Annotated in this window: 18 protein-coding genes; all 18 read right to left on the bottom strand. The window is 49.1% G+C overall.

Annotated elements, in window-relative coordinates; all coding sequences use genetic code 11:
* Positions 1-43: 43 nt before the first annotated feature.
* Entirely contained in the window at positions 44-1,231 is a 1,188-nt protein-coding gene (locus B9Z51_RS06600; protein ID WP_108373031.1) for a DegT/DnrJ/EryC1/StrS aminotransferase family protein, read from the bottom strand.
* Complete coding sequence (locus B9Z51_RS06595; protein WP_158272840.1) at positions 1,125-1,559, bottom strand: hypothetical protein; 435 nt, start codon at positions 1,557-1,559, stop codon at positions 1,125-1,127. Before B9Z51_RS06595 ends, B9Z51_RS06600 begins: the two co-directional genes overlap by 107 nt.
* 37 nt (positions 1,560-1,596) lie before the next feature.
* The gene (locus tag B9Z51_RS06590) at positions 1,597-2,751 is read right to left on the bottom strand and encodes an ATP-binding protein (protein ID WP_108373030.1); all 1,155 of its coding nucleotides are present in this window, start codon (positions 2,749-2,751) and stop codon (positions 1,597-1,599) included.
* A gap of 222 nt (positions 2,752-2,973) precedes the next feature.
* Positions 2,974-3,285, bottom strand: coding sequence for a DNA-binding protein (locus B9Z51_RS06585; protein WP_108373028.1), 312 nt, complete (start codon positions 3,283-3,285; stop codon positions 2,974-2,976).
* A gap of 68 nt (positions 3,286-3,353) precedes the next feature.
* Positions 3,354-3,968: a hypothetical protein gene (locus B9Z51_RS06580; protein ID WP_146187694.1), complete on the bottom strand. Its 615-nt coding sequence runs from the start codon at positions 3,966-3,968 to the stop codon at positions 3,354-3,356.
* A gap of 361 nt (positions 3,969-4,329) precedes the next feature.
* The gene (locus B9Z51_RS18790; protein WP_233254860.1) at positions 4,330-5,685 is read right to left on the bottom strand and encodes a DegT/DnrJ/EryC1/StrS aminotransferase family protein; all 1,356 of its coding nucleotides are present in this window, start codon (positions 5,683-5,685) and stop codon (positions 4,330-4,332) included.
* 55 nt (positions 5,686-5,740) lie between these two features.
* Positions 5,741-6,283 carry a hypothetical protein gene (locus B9Z51_RS06560; RefSeq protein WP_199227477.1) on the bottom strand — a complete coding sequence of 181 codons (543 nt, stop codon included), beginning with the start codon at positions 6,281-6,283 and terminating at the stop codon, positions 5,741-5,743.
* A 3-nt stretch (positions 6,284-6,286) separates the two neighbouring features.
* Complete coding sequence (locus tag B9Z51_RS06555; RefSeq protein ID WP_158272839.1) at positions 6,287-6,940, bottom strand: acetyltransferase; 654 nt, start codon at positions 6,938-6,940, stop codon at positions 6,287-6,289.
* 16 nt (positions 6,941-6,956) lie between these two features.
* Entirely contained in the window at positions 6,957-8,021 is a 1,065-nt protein-coding gene (locus B9Z51_RS06550; RefSeq protein ID WP_108373025.1) for a GNAT family N-acetyltransferase, read from the bottom strand.
* A 29-nt stretch (positions 8,022-8,050) separates the two neighbouring features.
* Positions 8,051-8,641, bottom strand: coding sequence for a sugar transferase (locus tag B9Z51_RS06545; RefSeq protein ID WP_108373023.1), 591 nt, complete (start codon positions 8,639-8,641; stop codon positions 8,051-8,053).
* A gap of 1 nt (position 8,642) precedes the next feature.
* Positions 8,643-9,695 carry a polysaccharide pyruvyl transferase family protein gene (locus tag B9Z51_RS06540; protein ID WP_108373021.1) on the bottom strand — a complete coding sequence of 351 codons (1,053 nt, stop codon included), beginning with the start codon at positions 9,693-9,695 and terminating at the stop codon, positions 8,643-8,645.
* Positions 9,688-10,833 (bottom strand): glycosyltransferase, encoded by a 1,146-nt coding sequence (locus tag B9Z51_RS06535; RefSeq protein ID WP_108373019.1) that lies wholly within the window; start codon positions 10,831-10,833, stop codon positions 9,688-9,690. The genes B9Z51_RS06540 and B9Z51_RS06535 overlap by 8 nt, the downstream gene beginning before the upstream one ends.
* The gene (locus B9Z51_RS06530; RefSeq protein ID WP_108373018.1) at positions 10,830-11,762 is read right to left on the bottom strand and encodes an EpsG family protein; all 933 of its coding nucleotides are present in this window, start codon (positions 11,760-11,762) and stop codon (positions 10,830-10,832) included. Before B9Z51_RS06530 ends, B9Z51_RS06535 begins: the two co-directional genes overlap by 4 nt.
* Entirely contained in the window at positions 11,762-12,472 is a 711-nt protein-coding gene (locus B9Z51_RS18165; RefSeq protein ID WP_158272838.1) for a hypothetical protein, read from the bottom strand. The genes B9Z51_RS06530 and B9Z51_RS18165 overlap by 1 nt, the downstream gene beginning before the upstream one ends.
* A gap of 82 nt (positions 12,473-12,554) precedes the next feature.
* A complete protein-coding gene (locus tag B9Z51_RS06525) occupies positions 12,555-12,956 on the bottom strand; it encodes a PIN domain-containing protein (RefSeq protein WP_108373017.1) in 402 nt (133 codons plus the stop codon).
* Positions 12,953-13,186, bottom strand: a complete 234-nt coding sequence (locus B9Z51_RS06520; protein WP_053176286.1) for an AbrB/MazE/SpoVT family DNA-binding domain-containing protein — start codon at positions 13,184-13,186, stop codon at positions 12,953-12,955. Before B9Z51_RS06520 ends, B9Z51_RS06525 begins: the two co-directional genes overlap by 4 nt.
* A 144-nt stretch (positions 13,187-13,330) precedes the next feature.
* Complete coding sequence (locus tag B9Z51_RS06515; protein ID WP_108373016.1) at positions 13,331-14,521, bottom strand: Wzz/FepE/Etk N-terminal domain-containing protein; 1,191 nt, start codon at positions 14,519-14,521, stop codon at positions 13,331-13,333.
* A gap of 202 nt (positions 14,522-14,723) precedes the next feature.
* Entirely contained in the window at positions 14,724-17,060 is a 2,337-nt protein-coding gene (locus tag B9Z51_RS06510) for an SLBB domain-containing protein (RefSeq protein ID WP_108373015.1), read from the bottom strand.
* Between the last annotated feature and the right edge of the window lie 233 nt (positions 17,061-17,293).

The following is a 17,293-nucleotide window of genomic DNA, read 5'->3' as shown; positions in this document are numbered from 1 at the left end:
TCCGAAATACACGTGAATTTTGGCCTCTTTGAGACTTCAGAAATCATTTCCCCGCCAGCGTCATGACCTCCTCAATGGCGGCGCAGGTCTTTTGAATTTCATCTTCTGTCAATGTGGGGTGAACCAAAAACATCACCGAAGTCTCACCCAACGCTTTGGCCACCGGCAGACGCGGCTCGGGGCGCCAGCCGGTGCCATCAAAAGCTTTTTCCAGATACACCTCAGAGCAAGAGCCCTGAAAGCAAGGCACGCCCTCGGCATTGATCGCATCGATGATCCGGTCACGCGACCACCCAGCCTGAAGCGCCTCGGGCTTCACATACACATAGCACTTGTAATGCGCATGAACGCATGCAACAGCACACGCGCCACCACAATCGCCACACCGAAACGCCGGCACCCTCAGCGCCGCAGACTTTCGGCAAGCCGCCCAAATGGCCTCGGCATTGCGCGTGCGCAAAGCCGTCCAATCAGCCATGCGCCCCAACTGAATGCGCCCCAACACCGACTGCATGTCCAGCATGCGCCAATTGGTGCCAAAACTCTCGTGCAGCCACCTGAAGCCGGGCGCGTGCTGTCGCTCGTACACCGCCTCGTAACTCTTGCCATGGTCCTTGAACGACCACATCGCTCGCCACAGCGCCTCGTCATTGGTTGAGACCATGCCGCCCTCGCCGCCCGTGGTCATGACCTTGTCCTGGCAAAAACTCCAGGCCCCCACATGCCCAATGCTGCCCACAGGCCGCCCCTTGTATCGCGCCCCATGCGCCTGGGCGCAGTCCTCAATCACCTTCAAGCCACGCTCAGCCGCCAGCGCCATGATCGGGTCCATATCGCACGGCCAACCCGCCAAATGCACACACACCACCGCCTTGGTACGGGGCGACAAAACCGCCGCAATCGTGCGGGCCGACACATTGCCGCTGTCGGCCTCCACATCGGCAAACTCAGGCACCGCGCCGGCATTCACCACACACGAAATCGACGCAATGAAAGTGCGCGGCGTGACCACCACCTCATCGCCCGGCCCCACGCCCAAAGCCTTTAGCGCCACATCGAGCGCCAGAGTGCCATTGGCCAGCGCCACGGCATGCGCCGTGCCACACCAAGCGGCAAACTCTTTTTCAAACTCGCGGGTCTCGGTGCCCGTCCAATAGTTCACCTTGTTGGAAATCACCACGCGGTGCCCCGCGTCTCGTGAGCGTGACAAACGGACACAACACTGCGCCATCGCTCAGTTGCACATCGTCCAACTGCACCACATTAGCCGCACGCGCCTCGAAAAACTGCACGCCATCGGCCGCGCATCGCTCCACCAACTTCTGGCGCACTTGGCTATTCGCAATGGCCACATTCATGTGGCGACTGCTGGCGGGCTCGGCCAGCCACTGGGCATAAGTCAACACCCGCTGCCCGTTGACCACAGGCGCTGGCGGGTGGTCGTCTACAAACACCAAATCGGCATCGCCCGCCGCCAAATCGGCCTGCAACTGCTGGCGCACCAACGGCAAAACCTCACGGCCATAACCACTGGCCCCAAAAATGGCAAAACGTTTCATTTGATCAGCACACATTCATTGAGTTTCCTACCCATCGCTACACCGCAACTTGCGTCAAAAAGCCACGCGGGTTGGTGGAGAACTGCGAAAAGTTGTCCGGCGTCACGATCACCCGCAAAGCCTGCGGTACCTGTGCACAAAAAGCCGTCAAGCCCTTGGCCGACTTCTTGCGGCCCGACTTCACCTCGATGGCGTACAGCGCATCTCGGTACTGGTAAACAAAATCCACCTCGTCGTTGCGCTCGCGCCAATAAAACACCTGCCCCGGCTGCTGAAGCAACTCGGCCCCCACCGCCAGCTCAAAAGCCCGCCCACGCTGATCGGTGTTTTGCGCCACATTGACGCCAGCGGCCATGCTATAAAGCGCCGGGCAAGCCGGCAGCATCTTCGGGCTGGAACTGCGCGCCAACCAAGCCTTGGGTGAATACTTTTGCAACGCGTGCAGCAAAAACGCCCCACCATACAAATCGATGTAATGCTTGATCAAATCCGTGTTGCCCTTGTCCTGCAATTGGCCCAACAGCTTGGTGTAGCTGATTTCCTGCGCCGGATACGCACACAAAATCTGGAAGGCTTGGCGAAACAAGGCCGGATTCGCTACCTTGTGGCTTTGCAAGATGTCCTTGCCAATCACCGCCTCCACAATCGCGTCTTTCATATAGGCATACCACCGGTCCGGGTCGCTCTCCAAAGCCACCGCCCCCGGGTAACCGCCAAACGCCAGATAGCGCGGCAAGTCATAGCCAAAAGCCGCCTGCAGTTCGGCAAAGGTCCAGTGGTGCACCCGCAGCAACTCAAACCTGCCCGCCAAACTCTCAGTCACCCCGGCCTGAATCTGCAAAGCACTCGAACCCAACAACAACACCCGCAGCCGCCCTGGTTGGGCATCCCACAGCGCCTTGATCGTTTCGGGCCAATTGGCCACCTTCTGAATCTCGTCAATCACCAGCAAAGCGCCATCGCCCAACAACAGTGCCTTCTGCCATTGCTCCAGCAACCAATTGCGGTCACTCACCAACACATCATCGGCATTGGCGTAATGGTGCGGCCACATCCCTTGCGCCAGCAACTGCCGCACACCCGTGGTCTTGCCCACCTGGCGCGGCCCCGCCAACACCTGGATCAAAGGCCGCTCAGCCGCAAAACGCTCGGCCAAGGTAGCGACAAAAGGGCGGTTATAGGTCGTGGACATGAGAGTTTTACAATTTACTAGATGACTCTATTGTATTTAATAGACTCATCTGGCGCCGTTCGCCAGACAAACTGCACATCCAACCATAGGGTGCTTGGTCCCATATGCCCAACAGGGCTACATGGTCATTCATCTCCTACCGAGTCAGAATTAATTGGGATCTGACCCCGATTTTCACTGCTTGACTGTCATCGCGAGGAGCGCAGCGAGGTGGCGATACAGTTACAGCGCTTGTTCACCCAGCGGTCGAACCGCCAAATGCAAACCCAACGCCCTCAGGATCGCCATCAAGCTGCTCAAGCCCGGATTACCCTGCGGCGAAAGTGTCCGGTACAGCTGCGTTGGGTTCAGGTTCACCTTGCTGGCCAATGCCTGCACACCGCCATGGGCCTTTGCAATTTGGCGCAACACCACCAACAACTCTGACTGCTGAGCCTCTGGGTCTTCCAAGATGTCATTCATCACCTGCAGTGCCAAAGCAGGATTTTGACGGTACAACTCAGCCATCGCGTCATCGTGTGATCTGCTGCTCATCTCTGCTCCTGAAAGATTTTTCAGCTGGATTGCCACGCTCTGCTCGCAATGACTAAATCAAGAACAACTCACCCCAAAACAGCGGCAAATGAACGAAGTTCTTTGAGCAAAGGCTGCTTTGGTGACTCAATGATTTGTGACTGGATATCAAAAACCACCGACTTGATGACATTGGATGTATTGAGATGGCTGCTTTCGCACAGCAAGCGCAGGTCATCACTGACTGCCTGCGGAACCTTCATGGACAAACGCCTGCGAGCAACACCACGCTTTTCAGGGAATAGTCTAATTGCCATCTCATAGCGCTCGACCACCTGCTCCAACTGCGCTTCTTGTTGTGCTGTCTTGTGCACAAAATAGCTCAGCAGATAGCGCCTGAATTCGGTCGAAGCCCTGTTATCAACCGTGTAGGCTGCCAAGTCCAAAACATCAAGATAAATGGCAGGCAAAGAAGCCTCAATCGGCTTCACGTCTTTCTGTCGCGCATCGCGAATGGCTGGAGTTGACTGCGCAGGAATAACAACCACTTGCTCGCATTGATTGCAGACTCCTACCAATATGTTCTGCGCCGACCCTTTGCCATCACTGAAAGGCACATCACGACGGATGAAGGTGGTCGCGACCAAGCCGCCACATGGGTGACACAGCGCCTGACCTTTTTCGCCTTCGATAAAAAATCTCATGATCCTGATATCCCTGATATCCCTGATATCACTGATGAACACTGATAAACATCGTCTGTGGCTCCAAAAAGTAAAACTTGATGTACCACCCCTCTCGTGTTATGACATGAACATCAATTTCTGAAGCCAAATGATGCGGTGAACATGTGTAGTCCCCCCCCTTGAACGCTTAATGATGTCCACAACAGTCACCACAGTTACCGCTCCGGTGCTCAGTAAATTCTTGATGTCGATATCACCACGCACCTCATGACCATAGTCGCCCGACAAGAGCGCCTCAATCACACCCTGCTTGACCGTTGAAAACCCCATTGGAATGATGACCGCCAGTTTCTAACTATACGACATATCTCGTAAGAAATCATTTCCCCGCCAACGCCATGACCTTCTCAATGGCTGCACAGGTCTTTTGGATTTCATCTTCTGTCAATGTGGGGTGAACCAAAAACATCACCGATGTCTCGCCCAACGCTTTGGCCACCGGCAGACGCGGCTCGGGGCGCCAGCCGGTGCCATCAAAAGCTTTTTCCAGATACACCTCAGAGCAAGAGCCCTGAAAGCAAGGCACACCCTCGGCATTGATCGCATCGATGATGCGGTCACGCGACCACCCGGCCTGAAGCGCCTCGGGCTTCACGTACACGTAACACTTGTAATGTGCATGTGCACAGCCACTGGATTGCCGCGTCGCTTCGCTCCTCGCAATGACGGAGAAGTCGGCATTGCGCGCCGCCTGGCCGGCATTGAGCGTCGACTGGCCGTCATTGCGCGTCGACTGGCCAGCATTGCTCGCCCCCTCACTGTCATTGCGAGCGCAGCGTGGCAATCCAGTCCCCGCACCACCACAATCGCCACACCGAAACTCAGGCACCCTCAGCGCCGCAGACTTTCGGCAAGCCGCCCAAATGGCCTCGGCATTGCGCGTGCGCAAAGCCGTCCAATCAGCCATGCGCCGCAGCTGAATGCGCCCCAACACCGCCTGCATCTCCAGCATGCGCCAATTGGTGCCAAAGCTCTCATGCAACCACCTGAAGCCCGGTGGATGCTGGCGCTCGTACACCGCCTCGTAACTCTTGCCATGGTCCTTGAACGACCACATGGCCCGCCACAAAGCCTCGTCATTCGTCGTCACCATGCCGCCTTCGCCGCCCGTGGTCATGACCTTGTCCTGGCAAAAACTCCAGGCCCCCACATGACCAATGCTGCCCACAGGCCGCCCCTTGTACCGAGCCCCATGTGCTTGGGCGCAGTCCTCAATCACCTTAAAGCCACGTTCAGCCGCCAACGCCATGATCGGGTCCATATCGCAAGGCCAGCCCGCCAAATGCACGCACACCACCGCCTTGGTGCGGGGTGACAACACCGCCGCAATGGTCCGGGCCGACACATTGCCGCTGTCAGCCTCCACCTCGGCAAAAACAGGCACTGCACCCGCATTCACCACACACGAAATCGACGCAATGAAGGTGCGCGGCGTGACCACCACCTCATCGCCCGGCTCTACGCCCAGGGCCTTGAGCGCTACATCGAGCGCCAGCGTGCCATTGGCCAGCGCCACGGCATACGCCGTGCCACACCAAGCGGCAAACTCTTTTTCCAACTCGCGGGTCTCGGTGCCCGTCCAATAGTTGACCTTGTTGGACATCACCACGCGGTGCACCGCGTCGGCCTCTTCGGGGGTGAAACTGGGCCAGGGGGAAAAGGGGGTATTTAACATTTGGTGCCATAAAAAAACCTGAAAACGCAGCCCACACGGGGCAGCGTTTTCAGGTTTATGAAGATTGGGAAGGTGTATCGGACGAATCGCGACCGCTCAGCTTGCCTTCAGCTTGCAAGCCCGCAGAAAAGACTCCCGATCGGGATAAACCTTTTGAACGTAGTCGGAGATCGATTTCTTGTTTTGCCGCAGCAAGTCGATCTCGGATCGCGTCAACGGATCTGAAACCAACAAGGTATCGAGCTTCGTTGGCGGTAAGGGCATCGGGGTTGATCCCGAAAATTTCTGTGAATTCATCTTGAAACCGCTCCTTGATTAAACGGACGTCTTTGCGCACACACAGCGTCGACAAGGTCTGAGGAATCGCATTGTCACCGCTCGCCTCTTTGGCATGAGGCGCCACGAAAACAGTACCAGACTTGAAATTACCCTCGTTCAGGAAGAGCCAATCGCCTGCCAGATCGGAGACCAAAGTCAGCGCCGCCTCGGCATCACCCGACTTAGCAGCTTTGTACGACGGGTGCACTTTGATCCCGGTGTCACGGTCAAACAGCGCCAACACAGGGGTGCCAGCAGGAAAACCCAATCTTCGCAGCATGCTTTACTTCACCAACATCCGAGCCGGATTGCCCACCACCGTCACGCCCGGCGGCACGCTCTTGGTCACCACCGCGCCCATGCCCACCACCGCGCCACGGCCAATGACCAAAGGCGCACCGGGCAGGCCTTGTTTGATGACGGCACCCGCGCCAATGTAGGCATGGTCTTCAATGTGCACATTGCCGTTGCACATCACGCCTGGGGCAAAAGTCACATAGTCGCCAATCACGCAGTCGTGTTCCACATAGCTGTAAATGTTGGCGTGAAAATGTTGGCCAATTCGGATATTGCTCGTGAGCGTGACAAACGGACACAACACTGCGCCATCGCCCAGCTGCACATCGTCCAGCTGCACCACATTGGCCGCACGCGCTTCAAAAAACTGCACGCCATCGGCCGCGCAGCGCTGCACCAACCCTTCACGTAACAAACTTTCTGAAATTGCCACATTCATGAATCTTTCGGCTGCTGGCTCAGCCAGCCACTGCGAATAGGTCAACACACGATGACCGTTGAGCAAAGGATTTGACTGTGCATCATCTAAAAAAACCAATTCACAGTCACTCTCATCCAAAAGATGACGGAACTGTTGACGAACCAACGGCATCACACCTCGCCCACAACCTCCAGCACCATAAATGGCAAATTTTTTCAACAACCAACTCCCAGACTTACGTCAAACGCACTGGGGCTCTGTAGGCAGGAAAAAAACCATTAATTGTGCTGTCAGCAGATCCATCAAGACTTGCACGACTCTGACATTCCTTTTCATATATTTCTGAGATATGAATGGCCGATACTGTTCTAAATAATCTAGTTTGACCACCAAATTTTTCCTTGAAATAAAACAAAGAATCTTTACCCCCACCTAAACCACCACCAAGGTGAAAATAAAGTACCGAACGCTGACGAGCCCATTCTCGCATTTCTGAAATCACTAATTTCATTGGGGCCATTTTGGCAAACCGTTCATCTGTAGCACTCAAATGATATTGAACCACATCGTTCACATGCGTAAATAAAGCAGCACACATCAAATCACCATCAGCATTTAATACAGCAGCACATTGCAACTTATCACCCAATGCCTTATGAATCCTATCAAAATATTCGGAAGTGTATTGATATTCACTCTTTGCATTCAATCTTTGCATTGTTTGAGCGTAGATTCGGGGAAACTCTCGCATGATTTTTTCTGTATTCATTACAAATCTATAACCATTGCTCTTCAAACGTTTTATATCACCACGATGACCACTACTAATTGAAGAAAGCCAAGAGTCATGATCTGCATCTAAGGGCAAATCTACAGTAAAACCACGTTCATCTTGCAACCATATTCCACGCAAAAGCTTATCCCCACCTAACAACGAAGGCTGAATTAAGGGATGCAATCGGATGAATGAGGACACCAAACCGCGCTGCTGTGCCGCATCTTGAAAGCATTGCAGAGCATTGATGCGAAATTTTTCGGTTGAACAATCCGAAAAAATTGGAGAAGAATATCCATAAGGCGTCACAGCATCACTTCCAAAACCGTATGGTGTTGACCGCTCAATCAAAGGAAGTAGCATAATTTCGCTCTCATACTCACAATAAAATGCTATCGGCTTTGCCTTCAGCCAATCAGCTTCTAAAGCAACATACTCAGGCAAATGGTAGAAGTCATGACGAACAGATTTTAAAATTTCTGCCCATTTTTCGTTATCTGGCGTTAAAAATGAATTTAAATACATTTTATATTAAATTGAGATTCGGCGTGGAATCAATTTTTTCCATTAAAAAAATCAGTTGTTGTGTGCCCATCTTTAGACACTCCGTCTTTTTTCAAAACTTTTCTCAAAGTCAAAAATAATATCTTCAAATCAAGTAGCATAGATTTATTATTAATATACCAAATATCCATCTCAAACTTCTTTGTCCAGCTAATATTATTTCTTCCATTAATTTGAGCCCACCCCGTGATGCCTGGACGTACATCATGTCTACGAGCTTGTTCAGTGCTATAAATTGGCAAATATTCCATTAGCAATGGACGCGGTCCTACTAGACTCATGTCACCCTTAAGAACATTCCATAATTCCGGCAGTTCGTCTAGACTGGTGGCCCGTAAAAAGAGACCAAAACGAGTCAGCCTTTGAGAGTCGGGTAGTAATGCGCCACTGGTATCCCGTGCATCCGTCATAGTGCGAAACTTAATCATCTCAAAAGGTTGACCATACAATCCTGGCCGCAACTGGCGAAACAACACAGGTTTTCCCAGCTTACAAAGCACTAAGCAAATGAGCAGTATCAAAGGCAGCGCCAAAACCAATAATATCAAAAATGCACAAAAAAAATCAAAAATACGTTTCATTTTAATTATTATGAGTATTAAAATAATCAGAAATTGATTCAACAAAACAGCCGTAGAGATCATCAAGAATTTTTGATTCAACAATTCGATTGTCGACAATTTCAGGAAAATTTAACAATGACAAATCATTCTCAACCAAATGTGGTTTATAACCATTCAAACCGATTCCTTCCATCGCATCCAAGTACTTTACACCATCGCCGTAAACCGATTTTGAATCATCTTTAAAATTAATCAAAACACATGGAATTCCATAACTAATACAGGCTATATAACAATGCATTGCTGATGTGACAACAATTTTAGCGGAATTTAATTTTTGAAGGAATAACTCAATATCATCAGACCCTGAAACCGAAATATCCAATTCAATCATTCCGGGTATAAGTTTTACGGGCAAATATTTATGAGTTATATGCCTTACCAAAACGGAATCAATTATCTTACTTTTTTTAACAACAGGATAAACCCTAGAAATCAAAAATCCCAAATCCCCAGTAACATTTCCCTGAACAATACCACCAACTTTTTTTACTGCCGCTGCAGTATATGGACCTCGAACAAAATAATATTTTGCCTGCGGGCAAATTCTATCGTCAGTAGATGAAATACCAGATCCAAAGACACTGCTGTATTTATTTGCTTTTATTGCGATAGAGCCTACCCCCAAAATATGCTTGAATTTCGGATTATCGAAATCAGCAACATGGCGAATTTTATATTTTGAAATTTTAGAAAATATGTATGGCGATAACCAATCACCAAAATTCCCTGGCGCAGGACCATCGGCCCACATTAAAGGTATGATTTTATCTATTTGCTTCTTTTCATAATACTCATGGAAAGCTAAAGCCCACCTATTAGATGGGCTATCTTTATAATTTTCATTACATTCATCAACTCCCGAATATTTTATCTTTATGGAAACATATTTTTCATTTAATAAATACGAAGGAACCACAATAACAAATACTTTAATTACATTCCCCCTTACCATTCTAATAAGATTGAGCCAAGGAAATGGCAACTTTGATAGCAAGAATTTTTTAAACATAATTTTCCTTTACATACTCATCATAATATTTTGAACCGAATTTTTCATGTGCCAATCTTAATATAGAATTTTTTGCAATACCATTTTGCTTTGAAAATTTTACAATCGCATCAACAAGATCACTTGGAGAATCAGGGTCGACAGTTAAACCAAAATTATTTTCTCTTAACAAGGCTTCAGCTTCACCTGGTAGGGTATTTATTACAAAACAACCATATTCAATATATTCAAATATTTTATTTGGCAAAGATTGCAATGCATTTTTTTTATATATCATCAATCCAATATCAGCAGTTTTCATAATTTCAATTTTCTCAGATTCACCAAGCCAACCTAACACCCTCAAGTTGGAAGTTTCCTTTACTATTTTCTCTTCATTAACTCGCCCGGCTATTGTAAATTTATAATTCGAATTACCTTCTAAAATTTTAGCTGCTTTTATAATCAAATCCAAATTAGAAGAAGCACCCCAGCTACCAATATACACCACGTGAATCTTGGAATTAAAATCACTTTCAAACCCCGAGACATCATTACAACCAATATATAGTATGTTTTTATTTTTATTTGTATATTTTTCCAGCCATTTTGAATATTCATTTGACACACAATGTATCTTGTAAGATTTTCTTAAAGAGATAATTAATAGAGGCTTATATATAATATACAAAAACTTCCCAAATATTTTTTTAAAAAACCCATTAGTGGAATACTCAATAAAAATATCCGGCCATTTATCATAAACAATAATTTCATGCTTAATTCCATATAGCCTGGCCATCACGGAAGTGATAAAAGTGGCCTCAATTGAAGGGATTGGACTTATTACTCTATCGGCATCTCTATTTTCATATAAAATTTTAATTAGCTTCAATGAAAATAATATATTATGCAGCATCCTACTTATGCTTATATTATTTTTATAAGGATGCCCTTGAATCTCCAATACTTTAAATTTCTCGAATTCCAAATTACCTACCGGGTCGATTCTTTTCAAATAATGTGAAAAATTAGTTCTAATCCACGTTACTCTACAGCCTAAATTTCGAATTAATGCCTCAGCCAATTTTCCATCCAAATGAATTTTATTATGAAATTTCGGGACTGGTGTAAAATCAGCAACAAATATAATTTTCATCTCAAACCTTCACCAAACAAAATGGCCTTTACGCCAGTATGAAAAAATGTAAATATTAGCATACCAAAACAAAGAACCACTGATTTTATTGCTTCAAAAATAGTTCTCAATTGGACGATTGATAAGTATGTAATAAAAAAAACATATCCACTTGTAATTAATAGTCGCTCAATCATCCAATTTGGCAGTGGTATATTAACAAGAGTCACAATTAATGAAATCAAAATAATTCGACTATCTTTATGATATTTAAAAATTCCAACAACAAAAGGAATTTGAGAAATAATATAAATATACCGCTTAAGATCTGATGCCTCTTCAACTATTTCCTGATTATTCAAATATGCCGCAAACAAAATTATTTCGGTTTGGAATTTTAAAACAAAAAACATCACACTCAATAAATATAAAAAAGAATATTTTAAATTAATTTTAAAAACTACAAAGATTATTACGTACAACATAATCAAAAAGGCAACGCTATTGTGCGATAAAATTGATAAAGCAATAAATAACAAAACCTTTAAATTTATTTTCTTATTACTTACATAATACAAATAAGAAGCCGAAAGGAAAATAGCAGAAATTAATTGACGCAAAACATTTAATGACATTAAATAATAATATGGAGTCAAACATGCCATTGCAACAACACATAAAGATCTATCTTTACTAATACCAACTGCAGTCAACACATAAAACAATAACAACCAGGCAAATATAAAAATGTATCTCACATCATTAAAAAACCATTTAGACAAAATAATAAACAACCAAGAAATAATTTCCTTTAAAAAATATATTTCAGTAAAATTAAAATTAACTACATTTTCATCATAAACAGACAAATCCATACCGCCAACCGAATATATATTGATACATCCAACTGCCATCATTAAAAGGATTGCACTTAAATTTTTAAAATTCATCACAATTTATATGCTATTAATACAAACGCAGGCTGAATAATAATCAAACCAACTATTTTTCCCAAATATATTGATCCATAACCATTGAGCGCATTTCCTTTATTTTCAAATTCAGTCAACTTAGGAAATGTATAGAAATTCAATAACAAAGAACCAACACCCGTTACAACGCCTGTCATTTGTAATATTGTACCTCTATAATTCAAATTAGAATATGCAATCAATCCCAAATAAAATGACACTCCATAATATAATGATGTTGTAATAGCAACACTAAAAGTCAAATTAAAATCAGCCATTTTTAATTGTATTTTCTGCATATCATCTAATTTATTTCGTGATGATTGTGTTATGCATGAAAAAAAACTCAATACTTTATATCCATCCTTTTTTATTTTATTTAGAATATCGATAAATCTCTCCAAGCTATATTTACTATACAACGCATTCAACAACGTAGCAAAGCCCCCAAGAATAGAACAAAACATAGCAACATAAAACAATTTATGTTTATCGTAACCAATTTCAATCAAATAACCAACAAGCGGTCCAATCATAAAGCCCAAGAATCTGTTTAATGCTAATATAGCATTATGCATTGTATATCCCATTGCTCTTTCGTGGCTTATTTGACCAGCATATCGAGCTAAAATAGCTAAGCTTTCTATATATATGAAGCATGTATACAGAAATATTAATATTAAAATCATAGGATTGAAAATTAATTGAAATTATTTGAAAAATATTTCATTCGCACAAAAAATCTTACACTGATTCTATTTCCGCGAGATTTTAATGGTGGGTAAACGGGTTTTTGATGTGTATGCCCAGCAGTGTTTGGCCGTTGTGCATGTCTTCGCTCATGAGCGTGTTGGCTCCACAGGCTTTTGCAGCGGCCACTATATGGGCGTCATAAAAAGACAAATGGTGTTGCTCTGCAATCTGCATGGCTTGGGCGTGAGTTTCAACCGTGAGGGGCACAATTTGGCAGTGGGCTTTGACGGCGTTCAGCACGTCATGAATCTCTGACCAGGACAACTTAAGTTTGCGCAAACAGACGGAGGTGACTTCATTGAGAACTTGCACGCTGATGTTGGGCATTGAGCTCAACAAGGTTTCTGCAATGTCTGCCTTGCGCGTGTCCGCGGAAAGCAAATAAAGAATGACGTTGCTGTCCAAAAACGTGATGGTCATTGTTCTTCGTTGGCTTGCAGACGGTCAAAGTGAAAGTCGGCAGGCAGTCGGCCTCGCATTTGGCGCAGACGGGCCAGCAATTCGACTCGACCCGGTTTTTTGCTGACTTCAAAGTTTTTTTCACCGACCAGATGCAGCTCGATTTCTTCACCTTCTTTGAGGTCGAGCGCAGCGACCAGGCTTGCCGGAAAACGCACTGCAAGAGAATTTCCCCATTTAGCGACTTGCATGTTTGAGTCCTCATGGATATACAAATTTTAATTGTATATCCACACAAGGCTGGTCTTGGTTTATGGGCTGGTCTAAAGGTAGTTGCCGTGTAAGCGGTAGCCCGGCCCATGTCGGGTCTGAAGCCGCCGACCTACGGGGCAAGTTCAACGGGTTTTGCCTATGGCTTTGTGCCATGAAGCTTTGAGGGCGCTGAGTTTTTGGGCGGATTCTTTGTCTTGGTTGGCGTTGCGCAGGGCTTGGCGGATGAACACAAACAGCAGCAGCGCAAAGCCCGTGGCCAGGGTGGCCAAGATGGCGATCAGGGCTTTTTTGGGCTTGCTTTTCAGTTCGGGGGCTTGCGCCTTGTCAAGCACCTGGATGGTGGCGCCTTCTCGCGATTCGTCGAGCTTGGCCATTTCGAACTGTTTGGCAAAGAGTTCAAACAGGGTTTCCTGGTATTTGAATTCACGGTATTTGGTGACGTAGTCGCCTTGGGTGCTGCCCTGCCCTTTGCCTGGGCTGCTCGCTGTGTCTTGCGATTGTTTGGCCAGTTGCGCCCGAAGGTTGGCCAGTTCGTTCAGGGCTTGTTTGAAGTCTGGGGCAGTGTCGGCCAAATAGCCGCGCATGGCGCCGATTTTGACTTCTTGCACCGTGACTTGCGCTTGCAATGCGGCCACGGCGGCCACGGCGCTGGCGGGGTTGGACTTGAGGACGTCACCGGAGATGCCGGTTTCCTTGAGCTGGATCTCGGCTTGGGTGAGTTTGTCTTTGGTTTGTTGCAGTTGCTTTTCAAAGAACTGGCGGCGCTGCTGGGCTTCGGTCACGGCCAGGCGGCCCATGAGTTGAGTCAGCTCTTGCACATGGGCGTTGGCCATGTCGGCGGCGATTTGGGGGTCGGTGTCGTCCACGGTGACGGTGATCAGGCCGTCTTTGCCGCTGGCAATTTTGACGTTGGCTTCAAGTGCTTTGCGGGCATTGGCGCGCAACTTGGCGTCGTAGCGTTCCAGGAGCTTGAAGCGGTCGATCAGGGCGTCTTTGATGCTGTTGCTTTTGAGGAAAGCGACGTATTGGTCTGCGGGGTTTTTCAGACCCGTGGCTGCACCGGCCAGGCCGCCCAGTGCGCCCAAGCTGGCCAGCATGCTGGCGGCCATGCCTTGTTGTTGCTGAGGAGGCAAAAAGCTGGTTTCGGCGGTGAAGGTGGGCTTGACCAGAAAGCTGATGCCCAAGGCCAGCACGCCCGCCGCCAAGGGGCCGAGCACCAGCAGGCGCAGGTTGTCGACGATGGTTTGCAGCAGGTCAAGCAGGCTGATTTCGTCGTCTTCTGGGTCTGCGGCTGTGGTGATGGTGTCTGTCATTTGGGGTCAATGTCGGGGCTAAAGCCACCGACCTACGAGGCGTTGGTGGTGTTTTGTGTCGGACTCTTCGAGTACCGACCTACGAGGCGTTGGTGGTGTTTTGTAGGTCGGTGGTCGAAGACCCCGACATGTGTTGATTTCGCGAAGCGACATTTGATGTTGTAGGTCGGCGGTCGAAGACCCCGACATGTTGGGTCAAGCATCAATTGCGCAATGTCTTCAGACCTGCGGCACCCAAACCGAATTGGTAAAACAGTTGCGTCCAGTCTTTGGCGCCCTGTATGAATTGGGTGTAGGCGGTGCGGCGGTCGAGCAGCTCGGGCACAAAGAGTGAGTCGCCAGGGTACATGGGGATGCGCACAAAGCTGCCGTGGCCAAAGCCCAACCAGCTGCGTTGGGCTTTGTTGGCCAGCACGCTGCCGTCGGCGCGGATAAGCAAGACGGCTTCCAAGTCAGCTTCGCGTGTGGGACCTGCTTTTTCGAGGTAATCGCCCACGGTGTAGCTGGCTTTGTGGATGAAGCTGGTCTCAGACAACACGGCCCCAAACACACCCACAAAACTGGGTTTGTGCGGAATGACGATGCTGTCGCCATCTTCCAATGCAAGCGCGGGCATGGTGGGTTCGACGGGGTCCATCTCCAGGCTGATGCGGCCACTGGCTTTGAGGTTGCGAACGCGCTCCAGCAGGGCTTTTTGGGCGGCGGCTTGGGCCAGTTGGCTGGTTTTTTCGGCGTCGCTGGCGTTTTGTGCCAGGCTGGCCGATTGGCTGCCGATGTTGGCTTCGAGTTGGCGGGTGGCTTTGTCGAGGTTGGCTTGTTGTTGTGCGCGGGTGCTTTCGCGGGTGAGCACGGTGGCGTACAGGAATGAATTGCGGCTCAGGCCCCCTGCCCGCTTGACCACTTCGGGCAAGGTTTCTCCAGGGGCGATTTGGTAAACACCGGGAACCATGACTTCACCAGCCAGGCGCACAAACTGGTTGCGCTTTTCAATGGGCACAGGCAGGTCGTTCACGCCAAAGATGGTGACCACGTCGCCAGGCTGCAGCTGCTGGTTGTTGGCTGGGTCTTTGTCTTTGATGGCTTTGCCCAGGTTGAAGGGGATGAGGACGGTTTTGACTTCTTTGGCTTCCAGGCGCTCGATGGCGGCGTAGTCCCAGTTGATTTCGGTCAGCAGGTTTTTGACATCGCCCGCCACGCGGTCCAGGCTGATGGCTTTGCCACTTTCAAACTGGACCATGCTGTTTTTGCGGCTGTAGTAATCGCGCTGGATCAGTGCAGCAGGTTCGGGAATCAAGTCGGCCACGCGCATGCCGGGCTTGAAGCTGTAGCGCAAAGGCATGGCCACGTTGCCGCGCAGGGTGACGGCGTTGGAGAACTGTGGGGCAATGGGCAGCAAAGTGACCATGTCGCCGTCGCGCACGGTAGTTTGCAGGCCAGCGGCGTCAAGGCTGCGCTCTTGCACGCTGCGGGGGGCCTGACTGTTGACGTTGTCGATGCGCTCGACCAACGCTTTGTGGGGGGTGGTCAGCACATTGAGCCCGCCGCTGTAGCTCAGCACCGATTGCAATGGTTCTTGGGCTTGCTTGAGCTCATAGATGGCTGGGGTGTCCAGCGCGCCCAACATGGCGACGCGGGGGCCTGCGGGAGGAATGACGATCACGTCACCGGGCAAGAGCTGGGCGTCGGCAGCGGTGGTGCCGCTGTGGATGAAGGCATACAGATCCAGCGTGGTGATGGTTTTGCCGTCACGCACCAGCTGGATTTGACGCATGCTGCCGGTGGCGGCGGGGCCACCGCTTTCAAACAAGGTGCTGATCAGGGTGGACAGGCCCGAGACGGTGTAGGCACCGGGTTTGCGCGCCTGGCCGACCACATAGACCTGGATGCTGCGCAGGCGCCCAAGGGTGGCGTTGAGTTCGAAGTTGTTGAACACGCGGCCGACTTGGGCTTTGAGTTGTTTTTCGAGTTGGTCGGCGCGGGTGCCGGCCACAGTAACGGGGCCGACTTTGGGGATGGTGATTTGGCCGTTGCGATCAACGGTCAAGCGCATGGCGCTGTCAACGGAACCCCAAAGTTTGAGGTCGATGTCGTCACCGGGGCCGACCACATAGTTGGCGGGCACAGGCACGTTGGCCAGCGAATTGAAGTTGTTGCCGTTGAACAGGTTGTAGCCATACAGGGGCAAGTCGCGCCCTGTGGCATCGGCAATGAAACGTTGGAACTGGTTGGGCGCCAAGGGGGGCAGTTCGGCTTTGGGGGGTGCTGCAATGGCGGGGCCGGTGCCCTGGCCGATTTCAGAAAAACCAGCACCCAGTGCACGGCCTTGGGCTTGCTGGCCTGAAAGACCAGATAAGTTGGGCAGCCCTGTTGTAACCGTGGGGGCTGCAATCTGCATGCCCTGGCTGGCGGGGGCCACGCCTGTGACCGCAGCCTCTGTGGCCAATGGGGTCTGCGCCAGGGCCAGTGGCGCGGTGCCTGCAAACCACAACACGCCCAAGCCAAGCCGTGTGAGTGTTTGCAAAGGATGTGAAGTTTTCATGGAGGTCGAGAAAAGATGGGGGGGTGCTGGGAGCCCCAACAGGGGGCAGGCAGGCTACCGCAGTGCCAAGTGCTCTTGGTGGAGCGAGGCACGGTCTGAAATTTGCAGTGGGTGGACGCATAAATTGCGGCAAACCCTAGTCAGAAGAGGCTGAATTCTAATTGTTTAGTTCACTAAAAAATTCTTTTAAAAGCATCAAAATATTAATTAATGTTACGAAAAGAACATCCTTT

The organism is Limnohabitans sp. T6-5 (assembly GCF_003063315.1).
Taxonomy (GTDB): Bacteria; Pseudomonadota; Gammaproteobacteria; order Burkholderiales; family Burkholderiaceae_C; genus Limnohabitans_A.
This window is presented reverse-complemented; position numbering and strand designations above follow the sequence as displayed.